This is a genomic window from Pantoea sp. X-Soil-OKNW-556, assembly GCF_059730695.1.
Genome location: NZ_AP035990.1, coordinates 1,565,840 through 1,587,401 on the forward strand (window position 1 = coordinate 1,565,840; position 21,562 = coordinate 1,587,401).

24 protein-coding genes and 2 tRNA genes are annotated in these 21,562 nt (G+C 54.6%); 9 read left to right on the plus strand and 17 right to left on the minus strand.

The genetic code is table 11. The features are described from left to right. Positions 1-4: 4 nt before the first annotated feature. Together ompA and sulA are read right to left on the minus strand one after the other, a co-directional pair. Positions 5-1,075, minus strand: a complete 1,071-nt coding sequence (gene ompA / locus AC6I8T_RS07115) for a porin OmpA (protein WP_208725148.1) — start codon at positions 1,073-1,075, stop codon at positions 5-7. 349 nt (positions 1,076-1,424) lie between these two features. Next, a complete protein-coding gene (sulA, locus tag AC6I8T_RS07120; protein ID WP_208725149.1) occupies positions 1,425-1,916 on the minus strand; it encodes an SOS-induced cell division inhibitor SulA in 492 nt (163 codons plus the stop codon). Positions 1,917-2,139: 223 nt separating this feature from the next. Between sulA and AC6I8T_RS07125 the strand changes: the two genes are divergently transcribed. Continuing rightward, a complete protein-coding gene (locus tag AC6I8T_RS07125; protein ID WP_021182645.1) occupies positions 2,140-2,739 on the plus strand; it encodes a TfoX/Sxy family DNA transformation protein in 600 nt (199 codons plus the stop codon). Between the two features lie 7 nt (positions 2,740-2,746). On the opposite strand, the gene yccS is transcribed toward AC6I8T_RS07125, so the two are convergent. Both yccS and AC6I8T_RS07135 read right to left on the minus strand, forming a co-directional pair. Then, positions 2,747-4,885, minus strand: a complete 2,139-nt coding sequence (gene yccS / locus AC6I8T_RS07130; protein WP_208725150.1) for a YccS family putative transporter — start codon at positions 4,883-4,885, stop codon at positions 2,747-2,749. Positions 4,886-4,894: 9 nt separating this feature from the next. Further along, positions 4,895-5,338 (minus strand): YccF domain-containing protein, encoded by a 444-nt coding sequence (locus AC6I8T_RS07135; protein ID WP_021182647.1) that lies wholly within the window; start codon positions 5,336-5,338, stop codon positions 4,895-4,897. Between the two features lie 123 nt (positions 5,339-5,461). Here AC6I8T_RS07135 and helD point away from each other — a divergent pair, with 123 nt between their 5' ends. After that, a complete protein-coding gene (helD, locus tag AC6I8T_RS07140; protein ID WP_497833636.1) occupies positions 5,462-7,516 on the plus strand; it encodes a DNA helicase IV in 2,055 nt (684 codons plus the stop codon). Between the two features lie 4 nt (positions 7,517-7,520). Here helD and mgsA read toward each other — a convergent pair whose 3' ends face one another. Both mgsA and AC6I8T_RS07150 read right to left on the minus strand, forming a co-directional pair. Next, positions 7,521-7,982 carry a methylglyoxal synthase gene (gene mgsA, locus AC6I8T_RS07145; RefSeq protein WP_021182649.1) on the minus strand — a complete coding sequence of 154 codons (462 nt, stop codon included), beginning with the start codon at positions 7,980-7,982 and terminating at the stop codon, positions 7,521-7,523. A 68-nt stretch (positions 7,983-8,050) separates the two neighbouring features. After that, complete coding sequence (locus AC6I8T_RS07150) at positions 8,051-8,689, minus strand: YccT family protein (protein WP_208725152.1); 639 nt, start codon at positions 8,687-8,689, stop codon at positions 8,051-8,053. A 176-nt stretch (positions 8,690-8,865) separates the two neighbouring features. Between AC6I8T_RS07150 and AC6I8T_RS07155 the strand changes: the two genes are divergently transcribed. Continuing rightward, positions 8,866-9,288 (plus strand): CoA-binding protein, encoded by a 423-nt coding sequence (locus tag AC6I8T_RS07155; protein ID WP_208725153.1) that lies wholly within the window; start codon positions 8,866-8,868, stop codon positions 9,286-9,288. 32 nt (positions 9,289-9,320) lie between these two features. Here the strand turns inward: AC6I8T_RS07155 and hspQ are convergent, their stop codons facing one another. Continuing rightward, positions 9,321-9,638 (minus strand): heat shock protein HspQ, encoded by a 318-nt coding sequence (gene hspQ, locus AC6I8T_RS07160; RefSeq protein WP_021182652.1) that lies wholly within the window; start codon positions 9,636-9,638, stop codon positions 9,321-9,323. Between the two features lie 59 nt (positions 9,639-9,697). Then, a complete protein-coding gene (gene rlmI / locus AC6I8T_RS07165) occupies positions 9,698-10,888 on the minus strand; it encodes a 23S rRNA (cytosine(1962)-C(5))-methyltransferase RlmI (RefSeq protein WP_497833637.1) in 1,191 nt (396 codons plus the stop codon). 85 nt (positions 10,889-10,973) lie between these two features. Between rlmI and yccX the strand changes: the two genes are divergently transcribed. Next, complete coding sequence (gene yccX / locus AC6I8T_RS07170; RefSeq protein WP_208725154.1) at positions 10,974-11,252, plus strand: acylphosphatase; 279 nt, start codon at positions 10,974-10,976, stop codon at positions 11,250-11,252. On the opposite strand, the gene tusE is transcribed toward yccX, so the two are convergent. Together tusE and yccA are read right to left on the minus strand one after the other, a co-directional pair. Continuing rightward, positions 11,253-11,579, minus strand: a complete 327-nt coding sequence (gene tusE / locus AC6I8T_RS07175) for a sulfurtransferase TusE (protein WP_021182655.1) — start codon at positions 11,577-11,579, stop codon at positions 11,253-11,255. 100 nt (positions 11,580-11,679) lie between these two features. Beyond that, positions 11,680-12,336: an FtsH protease modulator YccA gene (gene yccA / locus AC6I8T_RS07180; protein WP_021182656.1), complete on the minus strand. Its 657-nt coding sequence runs from the start codon at positions 12,334-12,336 to the stop codon at positions 11,680-11,682. A gap of 224 nt (positions 12,337-12,560) precedes the next feature. Between yccA and AC6I8T_RS07185 the strand changes: the two genes are divergently transcribed. From AC6I8T_RS07185 to agp, 3 genes are all read left to right on the plus strand, one after another. Then, positions 12,561-12,648, plus strand: a tRNA-Ser gene (locus AC6I8T_RS07185). 35 nt (positions 12,649-12,683) lie between these two features. Further along, a tRNA-Ser gene (locus AC6I8T_RS07190) sits at positions 12,684-12,771 on the plus strand. Positions 12,772-13,027: 256 nt separating this feature from the next. Continuing rightward, positions 13,028-14,629, plus strand: a complete 1,602-nt coding sequence (gene agp / locus AC6I8T_RS07195) for a bifunctional glucose-1-phosphatase/inositol phosphatase (RefSeq protein ID WP_497833638.1) — start codon at positions 13,028-13,030, stop codon at positions 14,627-14,629. Positions 14,630-14,679: 50 nt separating this feature from the next. Here the strand turns inward: agp and AC6I8T_RS07200 are convergent, their stop codons facing one another. From AC6I8T_RS07200 to wrbA, 3 genes are read right to left on the minus strand one after another with little or no spacing between them, the layout of a single operon-like run. Continuing rightward, positions 14,680-16,053, minus strand: a complete 1,374-nt coding sequence (locus tag AC6I8T_RS07200; protein WP_208725156.1) for an NAD-dependent succinate-semialdehyde dehydrogenase — start codon at positions 16,051-16,053, stop codon at positions 14,680-14,682. A gap of 55 nt (positions 16,054-16,108) precedes the next feature. Beyond that, the gene (locus tag AC6I8T_RS07205; RefSeq protein ID WP_013508568.1) at positions 16,109-16,339 is read right to left on the minus strand and encodes a YccJ family protein; all 231 of its coding nucleotides are present in this window, start codon (positions 16,337-16,339) and stop codon (positions 16,109-16,111) included. 20 nt (positions 16,340-16,359) lie between these two features. Further along, positions 16,360-16,959, minus strand: a complete 600-nt coding sequence (wrbA, locus tag AC6I8T_RS07210; protein WP_497833639.1) for an NAD(P)H:quinone oxidoreductase — start codon at positions 16,957-16,959, stop codon at positions 16,360-16,362. A 314-nt stretch (positions 16,960-17,273) separates the two neighbouring features. On the opposite strand from wrbA, the gene AC6I8T_RS07215 reads away from it, so the two are divergent. Both AC6I8T_RS07215 and AC6I8T_RS07220 read left to right on the plus strand, forming a co-directional pair. Further along, entirely contained in the window at positions 17,274-17,438 is a 165-nt protein-coding gene (locus tag AC6I8T_RS07215) for a con-10 family general stress protein (protein WP_013508570.1), read from the plus strand. A 110-nt stretch (positions 17,439-17,548) separates the two neighbouring features. Beyond that, complete coding sequence (locus AC6I8T_RS07220) at positions 17,549-18,472, plus strand: DMT family transporter (protein WP_208725158.1); 924 nt, start codon at positions 17,549-17,551, stop codon at positions 18,470-18,472. On the opposite strand, the gene rutG is transcribed toward AC6I8T_RS07220, so the two are convergent. The 4 genes from rutG to rutC are packed head-to-tail and all read right to left on the minus strand — an operon-like array spanning position 18,469 to position 21,546. After that, a complete protein-coding gene (gene rutG, locus AC6I8T_RS07225) occupies positions 18,469-19,797 on the minus strand; it encodes a pyrimidine utilization transport protein G (RefSeq protein WP_021182661.1) in 1,329 nt (442 codons plus the stop codon). The two genes, AC6I8T_RS07220 and rutG, sit on opposite strands and share 4 nt — an antisense overlap. A gap of 45 nt (positions 19,798-19,842) precedes the next feature. Continuing rightward, entirely contained in the window at positions 19,843-20,367 is a 525-nt protein-coding gene (gene rutF, locus AC6I8T_RS07230) for an NADH-dependent FMN reductase RutF (RefSeq protein WP_208725159.1), read from the minus strand. Further along, positions 20,354-21,151, minus strand: coding sequence for a pyrimidine utilization protein D (rutD, locus tag AC6I8T_RS07235; protein WP_208725160.1), 798 nt, complete (start codon positions 21,149-21,151; stop codon positions 20,354-20,356). Before rutD ends, rutF begins: the two co-directional genes overlap by 14 nt. After that, positions 21,151-21,546 carry a pyrimidine utilization protein C gene (rutC, locus tag AC6I8T_RS07240; RefSeq protein WP_021182664.1) on the minus strand — a complete coding sequence of 132 codons (396 nt, stop codon included), beginning with the start codon at positions 21,544-21,546 and terminating at the stop codon, positions 21,151-21,153. Before rutC ends, rutD begins: the two co-directional genes overlap by 1 nt. Between the last annotated feature and the right edge of the window lie 16 nt (positions 21,547-21,562).

The window sequence follows — 21,562 nt, forward strand, 5'->3', positions numbered from 1 at the left end:
AAACTTAAGCCTGCGGCTGAGTTACCACGTCTTTGATACCTTTCACGTCGATTTCAACGCGACGGTCCGGCGCCAGGCAGTCGATCAGGGCGTTGCGGCCTTTCACGCTGTCACAGGTGTTGCCAGTAACCGGGTTAGATTTGCCCATGCCACGTGCAGAGATTTTGTTGGACGGGATACCTTTAGAAACCAGGTAGTCGACAACAGATTGAGCACGTTTCTCAGACAGTTTCTGGTTGTACTGCTCTGAACCGATACGGTCGGTGAAGCCCAGAACCACAACTGAACCGTCTTTCGGGTCCAGTGAGCTCAGCTGGCTGTACAGCTGATCCAGAGCCTGCTGACCTTCCGGCTTCAGGGTTGCTTTGTTGAAGTTGAACAGAACGTCAGACTTCAGGGTGAAACGCTTGGTTTCAACAACCGGAGCTGGGGCCGGAGTCGGAGCAACAACCGGTGCAGCAGCTTCGTCCTGACCGAAACGGTAAGAAACACCGACGCTCAGCATGCTGTTGTCAGGGCGTGCGCCAACGGTGCCTGCGTCGCCGATGTTGTTAACCCACTGGTAGTCCAGACGAGTAGCCCAGTTTTTGGTCAGTGCGTATTCAACACCAACAGCAGCCAGCGGAGAAACGCCGGTGTCATGGTCGCTGATGCGGCCAGTAGTCGGGTTGGTCTGAGTTGAGTCAGCACGCCATACCATGCCGCCCAGACGGGTGTACACGTCCAGATCGTCAGTGATCGGGTAGCTCAGTTTAGCAGCCAGCTGAACGCCTTGTGCTTTGAACGCGCCGTTAGTCACGCTGCCTTTGTTCGGCATACGGCCCAGCCAGTCGTAGCCCAGCTCGAAGCCCAGGTACGGGTTAGCCTGGTAGCCCAGGAATGCACCTGCGCCCAGCTGACTTTCGTGAGTCGGACCGTTGTTGTTCTCATAACCGTTACCGTAGTAACCAGTATCGTGATACTGAGACCAGCCCAGTTTAGCACCGGTATACCAGGTGTCATCTTTAGGAGCGGCCTGCGCTACGGTAGCGAAGCCAGCCAGTGCCACTGCAATTGCGATAGCTGTCTTTTTCATTTTGCGCCTCGTTATCATCCAAATAGGCAATGAGCAAAAATAGTTTGCTCTTGGTTTAATCCTTCGCCGGGTCAAAACGCTCGCTTATGACTCTACCGAAAAAACGGAGGTTATTGAGCACCCTGGCGAGGTAAAGTCTACAACGAGATTGGAAAGTTACAAGTATGATGTGACGCCAGGCGATAAAAAAACAGGGATTTATACACACATTTTAACAATTGACACGGCATAATCTTCGTGATCAGAAATGAAAAAATCGGCTAAGCCATTGTCTAAGCTGGCGGGACAAGAATCAGTGGCTTAGCGTCAACTTCCGCAAAAAACAGCGTGAGAAAAATCCTAATTTTACTTAATGAAACAAATCTGAGGGAATTTTTGACGCAGATGGTTGTCTGCACAAAACCCCATCGTGTCCCTGAGGACGCATCACCAAACCCAAAGCTTCCCCTTCAGCAGCAGCCTGTTTGAGTTCACGACGTTCATCATCATTCAGCTCATAAGGGATCCACGCCAGCACGACGCTATAGTTACCGGTGCGCAGAGCTTTAACCATGCTTTCAACCGTACTGTAGCGTTCAGATTCAGTGATGTGCATGCTCTTTTCCAGCGGCAAACCAGATTGTTGCATCCAATGGCGATTCAGCTTATGTGCAGGTGTTAACCACAGCTGCCAGCGTGATTGTAAGCTCAATTGTTTTAGCACCGGCAGCAGCAGTAATTGCATCATGCCAGGTTGCTCGCTGTAGCGAAGTTCTGTAATGCCACCCAAAGAAGGTTGCGCTACGTCTGAAGTCGCAAAACGGTGAGAACGATCAGCGGTGCCAGAGAATTGAGTACGCATAATTTAATCACTCAGTAATGAACTGTATGAATATACAGTAATGAGTTCCTGGATAAAGATCAACCTCAATTTCTGAAAACGTCTCGCAAAATCGGACAAATTTTCACCTCGAATGCATTTATTCATTGAACAGCTGGAACGTTTTCAATATCTTCTAACCTGATGAATACATGAAGTATTTATTAGGACAGTTCTGGTAAAAGGAATTCAGGAAGGTATCAGGATGAAAAAATCTCACCCAATCGTCGAACAATCGAAAGCACAATTAGCCGCGCTAGGCGAAATTGAATCCCGCACGCAGTTTGGTGGTTATACGCTCTCAGTGGAAAAGGTTGTCTTTGCGTTTATCAATGAAGATGCACTTTATCTACGTGCCTGTGAAGCGGTGACGACCTATGCGACGCAATGCCCGATGGAGCCGCTGATATACAGTAAACGCGGTATACCGGTGACACTGAGTTATTACAAAGTCGACAAACGTCTTTGGCAGGAACCGGAACAGTTAATGCGGCTATCCTCTGGGGCGCTACACGCTGCGCGTGAGGAGTTGCAAACCCGTTATGTCTCACTGCGGCTGAAGGATTTGCCCAATCTCAGCCTGCGTATGGAAATGATGCTACACAAGGTCGGCATCTGCTCGGTCAAACATCTGTGTGAAACAGGTGCCAAGAAAAGTTGGCTGAAACTTCGCACCATCAATAAGCATATCGGCCTGAAGACGCTGCTGGCTCTCGAGGGAGCGATTTCGGGCCATCACGAGGCGGCATTGCCTCGTGAGGTCCGGGAGGAGTTATGCGCGTGGTATCAAAAAACGCTCCGCTAACAGCGGTTCAATCTGCTGCGAGGGTGCGGCGTAGGCGCGCAATTTCAGGTAACAGCGCAATTAATAATCCCAACTGCTGCAAAACTAACGGAGCTTGCGTCTCCGGGCTGGATTTCATTTCCGCCAGTCGATGCAGCAGGGTCTGCTGCATCTGCGTTGCCTCAGCATCGCTGACGCGTTCAATTTGCAAAACATCATCAACAAAGCACACCGCATCATCCAGCAACGTTAATAGTCGGGTGTCATTTAACCTGACCCGATGAGCGCCCAGCGCGGATATATAGCTGAGAAAGGAGTGATTCAGACAAAGTAACCGAAAGGCGTTTTCACGTAATGATTGCTGATGACGTGCTTCATTGCTCATATTTGACACAACTGAGGCCAGTTCGGCATCGGCATTGTGCGCATCTCGCCGCGCAACACGATAAGCCAGACGATTATCCTTGCCCTGATGATATTGCTCCATAATGGCATCAAGGTAGCGGCAGTTGGCATTGAGCGTACGTTCGGCTACCGCAGGCAACTGGCGGAAGCGCCAGTCTGGCCAAACGAAAGCGACAGCAAGCCAGGCTAAGCCACACCCCAGCAACGTATCCACCACTCGCGGCAGGGCGACTTCAAAGCCCTCGCCCAACAGATTGAAGCAGAGGAGCACCAGCAGGGTAATGAAGAGCGTTGCCTGAGCATATTGTATCTGGCGAAACGCGAAGAACAGCACACCACTGAGCACAATCAATACCAACTGTCCTTCGATGGAAGGCACCAGCCAGAGCACCGGTAAACCGATGGCAATCCCTGCCAGCGTCCCGCCAATACGCAACGCCAGTCGCCGTCGGGTGGCATTATAATTCGGCTGACAGACAAACAGGCTGGTAAGCAAAATCCAATAGCCGCGATGTACACCGGTGATCTGGATAAATCCGTAGCCGATGCACAACACCAACGACATTCTTACGGCATGGCGGAACAGGGCGGAGGTTGGCGTGAGATGCCGGCTAATGCGCAGCCGAATATCCGCCCAACCGCCTGGTCCATCATTGGAAAGATTATCGTCGCTGGATGGGGCAGGTTGCGCCAGTTTCTGTTCCGATTCGATCGATGTCAGTTGGGCATCTATGGCGCGCAAATTACGCAGCAGCCAGAATAACGCACGAATATGGGCGTCGTCCGGGGCATTTTGTTGCAAGCGTTCCAGTGCGGTTTCCAGCCGCTCAAAGGCGCGTTCGACATGGGTGTCATGATGCCAGGGCTGACGCAAAAAAATGGCCTCCGCTAACTGTCGGCATGCCTGTGCCTGCATATTCAGCAGTCGCTGGAAGCGAAAAAGCACCTCGTTATAGCGCCAGTCATCGCGCAGTTGATGATATTGCAGGTGGGAGGAACTGGCCCGCTCATGAATATCCTGCGCCACAAAATAGTAATGCAGGCTGCGGCGAGTGCTGCGTGAACCCCGGTCGCCGCGTAACCGGCTTTGGATAGTGCTTTTCGTCAGATTAAGTTGGGCGACTAACTGGCTATTCACCATTGCGGTGGCAATCAGGTTGGCATCATCCTGCTCACCGCCATCGGGATCGAACAAGTTGGCTTTGGCATCCAGATAACGCGCTAACTGAGAAAAGCTGGCCGCCAACTGCTCCTGAACCGGACGCACCGGAAACATCACATGCCCCACCAGGGTCAGCAGGTTGTACCACAAGGCCCCCACCAGCAGCAGCGTTGGTTGCATCCACCACTGTGGAAACAAACCTACGCCGAGCATGGTATACACCGCAATAAGCAATGCACCAAAGGCGATAGTGGCATAACGCTGCCCGAGGGCACCCAACAGAATAAATCCCCAGGTTGAGAGCGCCAGGCCGAGGACGAATGCCCAGGGGTGGGGAAACAGTAATTCGACGGATACCGATGCGATACAAAAGCAGATCAACGTAATCAATAGATTGCGCAGGCGGCCTGCCAGGCGATCGTCAAGATCGGCCAATGCAGCGGCAACCACGCCGAGAGTGAGGGGGATCGTCCACTCAATTTGCTGTAACCACCACGGAACGGCGGCACAACCGGCAAGGGCGAAAAAAATGCGCAGCAAATAGCGCAAGCTGCTGTTAAACAGATAACGGCGCCAGCCGGGTAAGGCTTCAGGCATCATGGCATAGTCTCAGTAACGGCGACGAGCGTTGGCTTCCCGCGCCGCCTGCGCTTCTTCAACTGAAACAACGCGTCGTCCCACGGGCCACAGGGCAATGGCGGCAATCTTGAAATTAGCAATGCCAACAGGAATCCCGATGATAGTCAGGCACTGCACGATACCCGCAGAGATGTGCATCAGGCACAGCCACCAGCCGAAAAACACCAGCCAGAAGAGGTTAAGAAAAGTGCCTCCGGCGTTCATCACCTGATTTTTACTGTCTGGTCGCAGTACATCGACATGAACCGCTTCGTTGCCAAATGGCAGCAGCGAGAGTTTAGTGATCTCCCAGCAGGAACGCGTCAATGGCAATGTGAAGATGAGAACGATGCTGACCAGCGTAGCCAGTAACCAGCTCAGGGTGGTGAAAACGCCACCCAGCACAAAGTTGAGAATGTTGAGCACGGTGCGCATAACACGATTTTCCTTTTGCAATCCGCAATATGTGTTGCCCAGTTTAGCCTGTTTTAAGGCTGGAGCGCCAAGGGTCTGACAGGTAAACTGCGCGATAATCCTCTTGCTGAACACGGTGCGGACATGGAACTGAAAGCAACATCAATGGGTAAACGTCTGGCTCAGCACCCTTATAATCGCGTACGTCTGCTGGAAGCCGGAGTGGAAGTCAGCGGCGATCGTCACGAATACCTGATCCCTTTCAATCAATTATTGGATATCGCCTGTAAGCGTGGGTTGGTGTGGGGCGAGCTGGAATTTTTGCTGCCAGACGAGAAAGTGGTGCGGTTGCACGGTACGGAATGGCAGGAAACGCAGCGCTTTTTTCATTACCTGCAACAAGCCTGGCAGCAATGGAGCCAGGAGATGAGCGAGGTTTGTGTCGGGGTGCTGACCGGGTTACAGCAGGAGATTTTCGCGTTTACCAGCCAGGACCGTTGGCTAAAGCGAAGCGAACTCCAGACGGTAAAAGAAAACATTGCCCGGCAGTTTTCTGCCTTACCGTTACCGCTATCACGGCTGGACAAGTTCGAGAATTGCCGCGAATTGTGGCAGTTCTGTCAGCAATGGCTGAATCAGGGTGAAACGGCGATTCGCCAGCGCAACCGTGAGTGGACAGCAAAAATCTTGCAGGAGTACCAGACCTTTTTCTCCACGGTTGAAACGACGCCGCTCAATCCTTCGCAGTGTGAGGCGGTGGTGAATGGCGAAGACGCGTTACTGGTGTTAGCCGGGGCGGGAAGTGGAAAAACGTCGGTGCTGGTGGCGCGTGCTGGCTGGTTGTTGCAGCGTAAACTGGCGCAGCCGGAGCAGATTCTGCTGCTGGCATTTGGGCGTCAGGCGGCAGACGAGATGAACGATCGCATCCAGTCGCGGCTGGGTGAAAGCGCGATTCAGGCGCGCACTTTTCACGCGCTGGCGCTGCACATTATTCGTGAAGGCAGCAATAAACAGCCTGTCATCAGCAAACTGGAAAGCGACAGCAAAGCCCGTCGTCAGTTGTTAATTGAGAGCTGGCGTGAACAATGTAGCAGCAAAAAGGCGCAGGCCAGTGGTTGGCGTCAGTGGTTGCAGGAAGAACTGAAGTGGGACGTTGCCGAAGGGCCATTTTGGCAGGATGATAAACTGGCACAGCGTTTGGCGTCCCGTCTGGAGCGCTGGCTGGGGTTGATGCGTATGCATGGCGGTACACAGGCCGCCATGATCGCCGATGTACCTGAGGAGCAACGCGATCAATTTAGCAAACGCGTTAAGTTGATGGCACCGATCCTGAAAGCCTGGAAAAGTGCGTTAAAAGACGAGGGCGCGGTCGATTTTTCCGGCCTGATTCATCAGGCAATCGCTATTCTGGATAAGGGACGCTTTATCAGTCCGTGGAAGCATATTCTGGTGGATGAGTTTCAGGATATCTCACCGCAGCGTGCCGCCTTGCTGACGGCACTGCGCCAACAAAATAAGCGAACCTCACTGTTTGCTGTCGGTGACGATTGGCAAGCCATCTATCGTTTTAGCGGTGCAGAGATGAGTCTGACTACCGCCTTCCATCACTATTTCGGCGAAGGTGATCGCTGTGTGTTGGATACCACCTACCGACTCAATGATCGCATCGGTGAGATCGCCAACCGATTCGTGCAACAAAATCCACATCAGCTGCGCAAGCCACTGAATAGCCTGACTAAAGGCAATAAAAAATCGGTGATATTGCTGGCGCAGGAACAACTTGAAGCCTTACTCGATAAGTTGAGTGGTTATGTGAAACCCGATGAGCGGGTGCTGCTGCTGGCACGCTACCATCACCTGCGGCCTGAGGTGCTGGATAAAGCCAAAACCCGTTGGCCGAAGCTGCATCTGGATTTCATGACCATCCATGCCAGCAAGGGGCAGCAGGCGGATTTTGTTATTGTGCTGGGCCTGCATGAAGGCCGTGATGGTTTCCCGGCTGCCGCTCGCGAGTCGATCATGGAACAGGGATTGTTACCGCAACCAGAAGCGTTCCCGGACGCGGAAGAACGCCGCCTGGCGTATGTAGCGCTGACGCGGGCACGTCAGCAAGTTTGGTTATTGTTCGATAAGGAACGGCCTTCCGTGTTTGTCGATCATTTCCGCGATTTAGGCGTACCGCAGAGCAGGAAGGCCTGAGGCATTACGACTTCAGGCGTTCAGCCAGGTAACGCGGATAATCAGGGATCTGAATCTCGACTTCGCTGGCAAACAGCGGTGACTGGATCAGGAAATCTGCGGTGGAGCGGTTGGTGGCAACCGGAATGTTCCATACCGTTGCCAGACGCAGCAGCGCTTTGACATCCGGGTCGTGCGGCACGGCATTGAGCGGATCCCAGAAGAAGAACAGCACATCAATTTTCCCTTCGGAAATCAATGCGCCTACCTGCTGGTCGCCGCCCATTGGGCCGCTCAGCATTGCGTTCACCTCAAGGCCGGTGTGGCGATTGATCAGATTACCGGTGGTGCCGGTGGCATATAATACATGCGACTGTAGTGCGCTTTGGTTCTTCTGGACCCAGTCCAACAGCGAGGCTTTGCAATGATCGTGGGCGACGAGGGCAATGTGTTTCTGAATATTGAGGGTACGAACGGTCTGCTCCATAGGGCTTCCTGACTCTTCTCGGGCTAGGTTAAGTGATGCTCGAGTTTACCCCTGGCGTTTCGTTCCTATCAACTTGCGCGTAAGGTTTTCATCCAACTAAGAAAACGCAGACGGGTGGCCGCATCGAAACGTTCAAACCATCGTTGTAGTGAGGGCAGGTTGCTGGCTTCCTGCCAGGCGAAATCGGCGTTCAACTGGACATCTGGCGTACTGCTGGTTTGCACGGCAAAACGGGGGACGGATGCGACCTGACCATTGCGATTATAATTCAACATGGCCTGCTCAAGATCGCCTCCCGACGGCATGGGCAGGTGGTCACGGATGCTGGCAATCTCTTTGCCCTGTTCATCAATTAGCTGAAAATTGAGAGATTTATCGAATGCATGGCGTTCGCGACGGCTGTCCAGGGCAGGCAGGCGGATAGCCACGGTTTTGCCACTGGCGGTAAAGGTCACAATCATCGGGACAGATTGATAATGTGGGCCATTGTTTGAGGCAGAGGCCGGTGCTTTATCAACCCGAAACAGGAATTGATGTTGACCGCGATCCAGCTCCAGACCATCGGCCCCTTTCAGCAGAGAACCCGAAATTTTGCGCCCATCCAGCACCAGAAGATCGATCTCCGGATCAAGTTTCAAGGTTATGGCATGGCAGGATGCTGAGACGAGCAAGATAAACAGACTCGTCGCAGCCAAAAACAGCTTCATTTCAACTCCCGTAAGCTGGGCGCAAATCAGTGATGTGTAGCAAATTATTACATTATGGCAGTAAATTTACATTTTAACATATTTATTCGTGCTGCCGCGCAAAGTTTTCTGACACGGGGGTTGCGCGGTGTAACCTGATGCCATCTACACTCAGGCGAGTGAAAAAGGAGAGAGGCATGAACGATCAAACCATTCGTGATGTTTTGACGCGCACCAAACGTATTGCGCTGGTTGGCGCCAGCGATCGTCCCGATCGTCCCAGCTATGGCGTGATGAAGTTTTTGCTCGATCAGGGTTATGAGGTGGTGCCGGTGAGTCCGAAGCTGGCCGGGCAACAACTGTTGGGACAAACTGCCTATGCGACTCTCGCTGACATCCCGGGTCCGGTGGATATGGTGGATGTGTTTCGTAATGCCGAAGCGGCATGGGGGGTCGCGCAGGAAGCCATCGCCATCGGCGCGAAGACGTTGTGGCTACAACTGGGCGTGATCAATGAACAGGCGGCGGTACTGGCGCAGGATGCTGGGTTGACGGTGGTCATGGATCGATGCCCGAAGATTGAGATACCACGGCTCGGGCTATCGCAGCCGGTGCACTAAAACAAACGGCGACCGAGGGTCGCCGTTTTTGATCAATGACGCAGGCGTGGTGCCTGAAGCTGTTGTCGGATTGACGCGGCCAGCTCATCCATCGAGGGTTGTTCTGGATGTTCGAAAGATGTTTCACCGGACAGCTGAATTTCGGCAACGTAAGTGTGGACCTGTTCACCGTCCTCATCTTCCATCACCACATGATACCAGGGTGCAGCGCGTAACTTCTCGGCAGCCCCGACTTCTTCGAGCTTAGGTTCTTCCAGCGAATACTCCGGATCAACATCCACAATTACGCCAAGCACCCCGGAGAGACGATGCCGGACCTGCTGTCCAATTCCAAACTTACTGGCAATCATAGTGACCTCCCAAAATACTGCCCTGCGTCAGATATGGAGGCAGGGGCAGAATTTTCAAGTCACAGTACGCGGCAAGCGAAGCCTTTCAGATAAAGCCCTTCAGGATAGCTGGCAATCACGGGATGATCGGCTGCCTGACGGAACTGTTCTACAAATTGTACATCACGCCCCGCATCGACGGCGGCATCGGCGATAATCTTCTGGAACAGATCGGTTGCCATCAGGCCGGAGCAGGAGAACGTCATCAGAATCCCGTTGGGATTCAACAGCTGCATCGCCAGCATATTGATATCTTTATAACCACGGCAGGCACCCGCCAGCTGATTCTTGTTCTCAACAAATTTCGGTGGATCCATCACGATAACATCAAACTTTTCACCGCTGTCACGGTAGCGACGCAGCAATTTGAACACGTCATCACGTAAGAATTGTGCACGGGATACATCCAGACCGTTAAGTTCCACATTCTGTTTGGCAACATCCAGCGCGTCCTGAGAGGTATCTACGCTGATTACCTCACGGCAACCGCCCATCAGTGCCGAGACGGCAAAGCCGCCGGTATAAGAGAAACAGTTCAGCACGCGGGCATTTTCGGCATAGTGGCGCGTAGCAAAGCGGCTGTCACGTTGGTCAAGGTAATAACCGGTTTTGTGGCCGCCCTGGATATCCACCAACAACTTCATGCCGTGTTCAGTAATCGGCAGCAGTGGCGGTGGCAACTCGCCAGTGACCGGACCCTGCGTCAGCTCCAGACCTTCTTTTTTACGTACCGCCACATCGGAACGATCGTAAATCGCACACTGCGGGAAACATTGTTGCAGGGCGGAGATGATCGCCGGGCGCTGATATTCAGCACCGGCAGACAGCAATTGAAGCACCAGGAAATTGCCGAAACGGTCAATGGTGACGCCAGGCATACCATCAGACTCACCTGCAATCAGGCGGTAGCTATCCAGCCCGTCACGTTGCGCCAGCCAGGCACGCCATTGCTGCGCTTGGGTGAGACGGCGAACAAAGAAGGCAATGTCGATTGACTCATCCTGTTGCCAGCTCCAGACGCGCGCCCGAATTTGTGATTGCGGAGAATAAGCGGCACGAGCCAGCCATTTGCCATTGCTGTCGCAGACATCAATGGTTTCCCCTGATTGGGCTTTGCCTTCCATACGGGCAACAGCACCAGAAAAAACCCAGGGATGACGGCGGAGCAGGGATTTTTCACGTCCCTTAGTGAGAATCAATCGAACAGTCATAGTTTGCTATGCTTACCTGAAAAAATGAGGCGTCATTTTCCGGTGGATGGCGGCAAAATGCAATGAACAGTGAGGGGAGAGGAAAATGGCCACAACCTGCTTCAAAATCTGGGTTCATGGTCTGGTACAGGGGGTTGGTTTTCGTTATAGCACCCAGGCACAGGCCAGAGAGTTGGATGTAAAAGGTTATGCACGTAACCTGAACGATGGCAGCGTAGAGGTGTTGGCATGGGGGGAAGAACCCCAGGTGAACGCATTGATTACGTGGTTAAAGGCCGGTGGCCCGCGCAGCGCGCGCGTGGAAAAAGTGCTGGTGGAACCGCATCAACCGACAGAAGCCCCCAGCCGCTTTACCACCGGGTGATTACAAACACTTCGCAGGTTTTGGTAATCCGGCAATTTTCGTTGCCTGTTTAGCCGGGCCTTCCGGGAACAAACGAAACAGATAACGGCTGTTGCCTTTCTCCTCGCCATATTTCTGCGCCATCGCTTTGACCAGCATACGGATCGCTGGCGAGGTATTAAACTCCAGATAAAACGCCCGGACAAAATGGACCACTTCCCAGTGCGCCTCACTTAGGGTGATGGCTTCGGTAGCGGCAATGGCTTCCGCCAGGGGTTCGCTCCAGTCGGCGCTGTTTTTCAGATAGCCTTCCGCATCGGTGGCAATCTCTTTACCGGCAAAAATCACGGTGACTCCTCAGATTCAGTTTGCGCATATTGTAGGGCGGCGTAGCCAGAAAAAGCAAAACCCCGCCGAAGCGGGGTTTTCATTTACGTCCGGCCTGAGATTAGTCGCGGCTGGCAAAGCCCAGCAAACTGAGCAGGCTGACAAAGATGTTATACAGCGAGACATACAGGCTGACGGTGGCACGGATGTAGTTCGTTTCGCCGCCGTGGATGATGTTACTGGTCTCCCACAAGATGGCTCCGGCAGAGAACAGAATAAACAATGCGCTAATGGCCAGGTGCAGAGCCGGTAATTGCAGGAAAATATTAGCCACAACCGCGACCAGCAGCACCACAAAGCCAGCCATCATCATGCCGCCGAGGAATGACATATCGCGACGGGTAGTCAACACATAAGCTGAGCAGCAGAAGAACACCAGCGCAGTTCCTCCCAGCGCCATACCAATCACGTCGCCCATTCCTGCCGACAGGAACGAGTTAAGGATTGGGCCAAGGCAGTAGCCGAGGAAGCCGGTAAAGGCAAAAGCGGCCAGAATACCGGTTGGGCTGTTCGCCAGGCGATAGGTCAGAAACATCAACCCATAAAAGCCGACCAGCATCAGAATCAGCCCCGGAGAGGGCAGGGCAAAGACGGTGCTCAGCGTGGCGGTCAGCGCGGAAAACGCCAGCGTCAGACCAAGTAAGAAGTAAGTATTACGCAGCACTTTATGTGTGCTGATTAGCGACTGCCGCTGCGACGAGGCAATAATTCTATCCATCATGCGCTCCTTTAATTGAAAGAACACTAAATATGCCAAGAAGAATACGCAGCGCTACCGGGGCAGAAAAGGCGTTTTACCCTTCTTTACGCGATAAATTGCTGTTTCCCTGAGCGGAATGGCGATTATGACGCCGATTAAATAGTTTTTGGCTGTTTTTCAGGCGAATGAATCACTCCAGGCTTTACATCTTTCAGGGGGATGTTTATAGTGCGCGTCATTGCGGAGGGGTGGCCGAGCGGCTTAAGGCAGCGGTCTTGAAAACCGCCGATGGGAAACCATCCGAGAGTTCGAATCTCTCCTCCTCCGCCACTTAACTCACTCAGAGTTAAGTAACTGCTTTATCCGGAGGGATGGCCGAGTGGCTTAAGGCAGCGGTCTTGAAAACCGCCGATGGGAAACCATCCGAGAGTTCGAATCTCTCTTCCTCCGCCAAATTAAAGAAGCCCGCAGCGATGCGGGCTTTTTGCTTTTCTGCTTCAGAGATTCCGAAAAACATCCCGTTGCTTTTCAATCTGCTGCCTCAGTCCACCGGCAGCCCCCATGTCTGCTATAGTCCATTCACGGTTTTTGCAAACATCTGGCGATTTTCCCAGGCAAGCTGGGTTACACTGTGGGGCATTTCGCTCTGTGGCCGAGCTAATCGTTTGAATGCCAGAGTGTTTCACTGATGAATTATGGAATAGGCACAATGATCAAGAAACTGAGTCTTTGCGCGTTGTCAGTCATCGCTGCGTTACCGATGTGCATGGCAGCGCAGGCTGCAGAAGGGGACATGCAGCTCCAGCAGGTACTGATGCTGAGCCGTCACAATCTGCGCGCCCCGCTGGCGAACAATGGCAGCGTTCTGGAGCAATCAACCAAGAAAAGCTGGCCACAATGGGATGTACCTGGTGGGCAGCTCACCACTAAAGGTGGTGTGCTGGAAGTCTACATGGGTAATTACACCCGTCAGTGGCTGGCACAGCAGGGTCTGGTTGAAAACGGCACCTGCCCGGACAGCAACAATGTCTTTGTCTACGCTAACAGCCTGCAACGTACCGTGGCGACCGCCCAATTCTTTGTTAATGGTGCCTTCCCTGGATGTGATATCGCGGTGACGCATCAGGACGCGATGGGCACCATGGACCCGGTGTTTAACCCGGTCGTGACCGATGGTAGCGACGATTTCAACAAGAAAGCGCTGGCGGCGATGACCGCAGCCAACGAGAAACTGGCGTTGAAACCGGCATACCAGCAGTTGGAAAAAATAGTCGATTACAAATCGGCGCCGGCCTGCAACGGCAAGAAACAGTGTGATTTGAGCAGCGGGCAGAACACCTTTAGCGCCGATAACGGTAAAGAACCGAACGTCAGTGGTCCGCTGAAAGTGGGCAACTCGTTGGTTGATGCCTTCACGCTGCAATACTATGAAGGCTTCCCGCTGGACCAGGTGGCCTGGGGCCAAATCAAAACCCCTGAACAGTGGAAAGCGCTGGCAGCCATTAAAAACGGTTACCAGGATGCGTTATTCGCCTCACCTGAAGTGGCGCGTGAAGTGGCAGCTCCACTGGTGGATTACATCCGTAGCCAGTTGATCGATCAGGACAAAGCCAACGCGCCAAAAGTAACGCTGATGGTGGGGCATGATTCGAATATCGCTTCGCTACTCAGTGCGCTACAGGTTAAACCCTATGAACTGCCGGGCAATGATGAGAAAACACCGATTGGTGGCCAGGTGGTGTTTGAGCGCTGGCACGATGCGAAAAACAACAAAGATTTGCTGAAGGTCGAATACGTTTATCAGACCAGCGATCAGTTGCGCAATGCCGACGTACTGAGCCTGAAGAATCCGCCGAAACGTGTCACGCTGCAACTGGCGGGTTGTGATGCTGATGCCAACGGTTATTGCAGCTGGGATCAGTTCGCCGGTGTGCTGAACAATGCTTTGCAGGGTACGCCGTTGCAGCCAGCCGCACCTGAGCCTGCTGCTCAGCCAGCGCAACCGGAACCGGCTACGACTAACGATGATGCGCAGGTACAAGCGGATCAGGCGGCGGCTGATCAGGCAGCAGCGGATAAAGCGGCAGCAGATAAAGCCGCTGCGCAGAAAGCGGCTGATGCGAAAGCAGCAGAAGACAAAGTTAAAGCTGACAAAGCGGCTGAAGCAAAGGCGAAAGCCGAGAAAGCCACTGCGCAGAAAGCGGCGGAAGAGAAAGCGAAAGCCGATGCAGCGGCGGCAGAAAAGGCGAAAGCTGATGTCCCGGCCAAAACGGACAAGAGCAACGCAGCTACAGCACCGGCCAGTAACTAACAATGCGATAAAACCAACACCCCGCTCCCGCAGCGGGGTTTTTTATGCCCTCAACTTGCCACCACCACCAGTTTCTGATTGGCAAACTCTTTCAGCCCGAGGTCGGACAGCTCACGTCCATAGCCTGAACGTTTTACCCCACCGAACGGCAATTCTGCGGCCGTGTCGCTTTGTGAATTGATAAATACCATGCCGGTTTCAATTTGCGACGCCATTTTACGTCCGCGTGCGATATCCCGTGTCCACACCGAGCCGCCCAGGCCATAGTGCGAGTCGTTTGCCAGCGCGACGGCAGCACTGTCACTCGCCACCACATAGACTTGGGCTACCGGGCCAAAAAATTCCTGATAATAGGCCGGGTTGTCAGGTGTCAGACCGGTGAGAATGGTTGGCTGAAAGTAACATCCCACGCCGTCAATCGGTCGTCCGCCGCACTCCACGCGCGCGCCATGCTGTACCGCATCCTCAACCTGCTTAATCAGCCGCTCGCGCGCATCACGCGACGATAGGGGACCAAGCGTGGTTTTCTCATCCAGCGGATCACCCGCGACTGCGGATTGCAATGCGGCGCTGAACTTCGCCATAAACTGCCCGGCCACCTTTTCATGCACGATAAAACGTTTCGCGGCAGTACACACCTGGCCGCAGTTGCTCAGACGGGCCTGCGCGCCCTGGCGCACCGCCTCATCGAGGTCGGCATCATCCAGCACCACAAACACATCGTTACCGCCCAGTTCCAGCGTCGATTTCTTCAGATATTTTCCCGCCTGTTGCGCGACGGCACTGCCCGCGCGCTCTGAACCGGTGAGCGCTACCCCCTGTACCCGATGATCAGCGATCAACTCGGCAACCTGTTCATTGGAGATGAACAAATTGGTCCATGCTCCCTGGGGAGCGCCCGCCTCCAGTACCAGTTTTTCGAACGCATCCGCGCAGTGCGGCACGATGGGGGCGTGTTTAGCCAGCACCGGGTTACCGAGTGCCAGATTCGGTGCCAGTACGCGCATCAACTGGTAATAAGGGAAATTCCACGGTTCTACTGCCACGATCACGCCGATAGGATGGTATTCCAGCCACGCATCCCCCACGTCGCTGGGATAGGCTCGCGGCTGGAGCAGGGTGGCGGCGTGTTCTGCGTAATAGCGGGCGATTTGCGCACAAATCTTTACTTCACCCCGACTTTGACCAATCAGCTTACCCATCTCCTGGCTGGCAATGGTTGCCAGTTGCTCAACGTTGGCATCAATCAGCTCCGCCAGACGTGTCAGCACCTGTAATCGCGGTTGCATATCTCCTTTGCACCAGTCGGAATGGTAAAGACGATCGGCGGTTTCCAGTGCTTGCTGCATCCAGGCGTCGTCATGCGAGGGCCAGGTTTTCAGCAGTTGGTTATTGGCTGGATTGATACTTTGATAGGAAGACATACAACGCTCCTTGGTCAATTAAAATGACAAAGGCGGGGACTGGCCCGCCTGAGATTCAAATGTTTTTACGCTCGACCGTCTTATCGTCCCACGTCAGAACGTCTTGATCGGTCTTATCAAAGGCGCGAAATAGCACTTCATCGCTGCCCTGCTGACGCCAGATTTCTTCTGCCAGACGCTCGTCATAGTTAGCGACCTCAAATATCGCTTCGGCGATTTCGGTCGAGGTGTGGCGCAAGGTGGCCCATTCGCCCACATGGTGAGCTTTAGACTGTTCTGTTGCCATAAAGGTCTCCTGTTGTGGATTTATCCTTTCAGTTTTACCGCCAGACCGGCGACATGTTCGCCCTGAAAACGGGCGATATTGAGCTCCTCCGCAGAAGGCTGGCGCGATCCGTCGCCCCCTGCAATGGTGGTGGCACCGTAAGGCGTGCCGCCGCGCACATGGGAGATATCGAAAAGTTCTTTGGTGCCATAGCCGATGGGGACAATCACCATGCCGTGGTGGGCGAGGGTGGTCCAGACTGAGGTGATGGTTTGCTCCTGACCGCCGCCGGTGCCGGTAGAGGCAAAGACGCTGGCGATCTTGCCGTACAGCGCCCCTGACGCCCACAATCCGCCGGTACGGTCGAGAAAGTTACGCATTTGCCCCGCCATATTCCCGAAGCGCGTGGGCGTGCCGAGAATAATGGCATCATATTGCGGTAAATCTTCGGGGGTTGCTTCAGGCGCGGCCTGATGTACTTTTCCGCCGACCTGCGCAAAGCGCTCGGCGTCCATGGTTTCCGGTACGCGCAGGATGGTGACCTCCGCGCCGCTAACCCGACGCGCACCCTCCGCAACTGCCTGCGCCATGGTTTCAATATGTCCATACATGGAGTAATAAAGCACCAGAATTTTCGCCATCTTCTTCCTTCCTGTGGGTTTGAACACACGATCTGAAGTATAGAAGAGCCTGCGTGACCTGCTGCTCAGCAATTTGCCAGGGAAAACTACGGCTTCGCTTAATCCTCCGCTAAGCGTTTGTTGAATGGCGTAAAATGCCAACTTAGGTTAAAAAATGAGAGGAATATGTGTTTCAAAGTATAAATATTCACCATAAACGTAACGCTATTGGCTATTCTTTGTACGGGTGGTACGGAAAGCGTGCCACCTTGCTTTTCACCCCGTGCATGTGAAAAGTCCTGACCACTGATGAGAAAACTCTATCGGAGGAAATGATGGCACAACATCGTGGAGGATCAGGTAATTTCGCCGAAGATCGCGAAAGAGCCGCGGAAGCAGGCCGTAAAGGCGGTAAAAATAGCGGCGGGAATTTCAGAAATGACCCGCAGCGCGCTTCCGAAGCAGGTGAAAAAGGGGGACGCAGCCGCAATAAAAAATAACCCGGCTGCGACATAAAGCCCTCCGCCGCCGGGTACGCCCGGCGGTGACAATCATTGCAATTCCTTCCGACTCTGCGAAAATGGCGCCCGAATCCTCACGATGGTGCTTTATGTCTGTTCCTGCTTCTCGCCTTTTCCTGCGCCTGTCGCGTCAGGAACTTGTTCTGATCTTCATTACGATGGTCTGGGGTGGCACCTTTTTGGTGGTGCACCGCGCGATGGCGCACTCCGGTCCGTTCTTCTTTGTCGGTTTGCGCTTTGCCACCGCGGCGTTGCTGCTGGCTTTTTTCTTCCGTCGCTACCTCCGACAAACCACCTGGCTGGAGTGTAAAGCTGGCGCGTTGATTGGCCTGGCGATTGCGGGCGGCTATGGCTTACAAACCTGGGGTATGCAAACCATTTCCAGCAGCCAGTCTGCGTTCCTGACGGCGTTATATGTGCCGGTGGTTCCCTTGTTGCAGTGGCTGTTTTTACGCCGTCCTCCAGGGATGATGGCCTGGCTGGGCATCCTGCTGGCGTTTATCGGCTTGCTGCTGGTGGCCGGTCCACAGAATGGAGAACTGGCGCTGAACGCGGGTGAAATGGCGACATTGCTTAGCACCCTGGCGATTGCGGCGGAAATCATCCTGATCAGTCGCTTTGCCGGGCGGGTTGACGTGCGTCGTGTCACCCTGATCCAACTGGCGGTGGCCTCGGCTTGTGCCTTTATCTTTATGATTCCGAACGGGGAGTCGCTGCCAAGCCTGAGCATACCGCTGCTGTTGAGCGCGCTGGGTCTGGGGGCGGCCAGCGCATTGATTCAGGTCACCATGAACTGGGCACAGCGTAGCGTCTCGCCGACACGAGCCACCGTGATTTATGCCGGTGAACCGGTATGGGCAGGGGTGGTGGGGCGCATTGCGGGCGAACGCCTGCCTGCGGCAGCGCTACTCGGCGGTGCGTTGATTGTCTGCGGGGTGATCGTCAGTGAGTTGCGTATCAGGCGCAAAAAAGCGGTGCCGGATGTGGCACCGCAGGAGATACAGGAACCTTAACTGTTTTGCCGTGCCGTCTGGTTCTCACCCACACCGGTTCCACGACGGCGCAGAATGGCGTTGAGAATGATCGCGCCAAAGGTGGCGGTGCCGATGCCCCCGAGGGTGAAGTTGCCAATTTTCAGCGCGAAATCCCCGGCACCCAGCACCAGCGTGGTCGCCACCATAATCAGGTTGCTGTTCTGGCTGAAATCCACATGGTTTTGCACCCAGATACGGGCGCCAGCCACGGCAATCAAACCAAACACCACAATCGATGCGCCACCAATCACCGGGCCGGGAATGGTATGGATCAGCGCGCCAAATTTCGGTGAGAAACCCAGTACCAGCGCAATCAGGGCCGCCGCGACAAACGCCAGCGTTGAATAGACTTTGGTAACGGCCATCACGCCGATATTTTCCGCATAGGTGGTGACGCCGCTGCCGCCGATCGATCCGGAAAGCATGGTGGCGAGGCCATCACCGACAAAGGCGCGTCCCATCCAGGGATCGAGATTGCGCCCGGTCATACCTGCTACCGCCTTGATATGTCCGAGGTTTTCCGCCACCAGAATGATCGCCACTGGCGCTATCATGACAATCGCCTGCATATCGAAAACCGGTGAGGTGGTATGCGGCAAGCCAAACCAGGCGGCATTGGCTACCCCGCTAAAATCGACCGGTTTGCCCAGCCCGAGACCATTGGTGAGCAGCGCGTAGATTGCCCAGGCGACAATCAACCCGACCAGAATCAGCAAACGTTGCACCATGCCGCGGGTAAATACCGCCACCAGACCGATGCACAGCACCGTCATCACCGCCATCCAGCTATCGAACATGGATGATGATACGCTGTGTACCGCAATCGGTGCGAGGTTCAGGCCGATTGCCATAACCACTGCGCCCGTCACCACCGGCGGCATCAGCCGTTCAATCCAGCCCGTCCCCGCCTTCATCACCACAAAACCGATCAGCGTGTACAGCGCACCACAGGCGATCACGCCACCGAGCGCCAGCGCCAGGTTGGGGTTCAGTCCCTGACCGTTGAAACCGGTGATGGCGATAATTACCCCAACAAAAGCGGCGCTGGAACCAAGATAGCTGGGTACGCGCCCGCCGGTGACCACAAAGAACAGCAGGGTGCCGATACCGGAAACCAGAATAGCCAGGTTTGGATCCAGCCCCATTAACAACGGCATCAGCACCGTTGCACCAAACATCGCCACAGCATGTTGCAGGCCCAGAATTAACGTCTGCCCGAGCGGCAGTGTTTCGTCCGGTGCAATCAACCCATTTTCAGTTAAGGCTGACTTTTTCTGCCAGCGGGGAAACCAGGAACTCGCCATCGTCTTCTCCAGAGTGTCTGTGGAACCGGGCCGCACAGGGCGGCGTTAGCGGGCTTCCTGCCGTAAAAGATGCTGATATCCACGGTCGAACCAGGCCAGGCCGTGCGGCTCATCATTGCGCACCAACGCCATGACCTCACAAAACAAAATGTCGTGCGTTCCTACGCTCACCACCTGGGAGACTTTGCAATCAAACGACACCAGCGCGCCATTCAGCAGCGGTGAACCGCTGCTGAGCGTATGCCAGCGGGCGGCGAGAAAGCGATCCGCCATTGGTGTTTTACCGCCAAACAGGGTGGAGAGATCTTCGTGCCCGGCGGCCAGCGTGTTGACGCACAGATAACCGTTATCGCGGAACACCGGCCAGACCGAAGCGGAGCGGTTGAGGCAAACCAGCAGCGTTGGCGGTGTGTCGGTAACGCTGCACACCGCGGAGGCGGTGAAACCGGCACGTCCGGCGGGGCCGTCGGTGGTAATGATATTTACGGCGGCACCGAGGCGTGACATCGCATCGCGAAACACCTGGCGCTCGACCAACGGTAAATCAGGCGAGAGTTCATGCGTACTCATCTTTGGCCTCCTTACGGGTTAGCCATTGCAGCAATAACGCATTGAAGTTTTCAGCATCGGTGACGCTCATGGCATGTCCTCCCCAGGCCATTTCGATCAGGCTGGCATTCGGCAAGGCGGCGGCCAGTTCGGGTGAGCAGCTCCACGGCACCAGCAGGTCATCCTGGCTGTAGATGGCCAGCACCGGTTGAGTGATCTTCGCTGCATGAGGACGAAAATCGGCGCTTTTCAGGGCATGCAGCCGGCGTAACAGGTTTTCCATGCCCTGAAAATGTTGCACATGATGCGTGTCCTCTTGCTCCAGACGAGCCTGATTGCGCGCCATCCACTCCGCCGGATAGAGAAACAACGGCTGGGCACGGACAAAGGCTTCCACTCCGACATTCAGCAACAGATCCTGGCGAACCTGGAAGCAACGACGGGTATGGGCATTCAGCGATAACCAGCCGTTAATGACCACCACGCGTCCAACGCGTTGCGGATAATCCAGCGCCAGTTGCAGACCAATCAAACCGCCAAGCGCGTGACCGATCAGATCAAAGCGCTCAATACCCTGCTGCTCCAGCGCTTCGGCCAACTCGGCGGCCATCATCGCCATGCTGTAGCCTTCCGGTAAGGTATCAGCACTGCGACCGGTGCCGCGTTGATCGTAGGTGACAACGCGATAATGCTGCTCCAGCGCCGCCAGTTGGGGCCGCCAGAAACCCGCAACGCCGCCTAGACCAGAAGAGAGCACCAGGGTGGGCGCGTCTGCCGTCTGCAATCCCTGAATTTCCAGATGCATTACGCCTCCTGTTTGCCGATGTGCGCCACGGTGGCGATTTCGATCAGCGCATCAGGTTTCACCAGGCCGCATTGAATGCAGTAACGCGCCGGTTTATCACCGGGGAAATATTCGGCATACACCTGATTAATCGCGGCGTAGTTACTCCAGTCGGTGAGGAAAATCGAGTTGAAGGTAACGTCGTCCATAGTACCCCCTGCGGTTTCAATCACTTTTTTGATGGTCTCAAGGACGTGGCGCGCCTGGGCCGCGGCATCACCGACGTGGACGACGTTATTTTGCGCATCAAATGGCAGGGTGCCGGAGACATACACCACACCATCGGCGAGCGTACCAGGGACAAACGGGGCAATTGGCGTGGAGGTTCCGGGCGGAATAATGACACTTTTTGGCATGGCGAAGTCTTCCTTA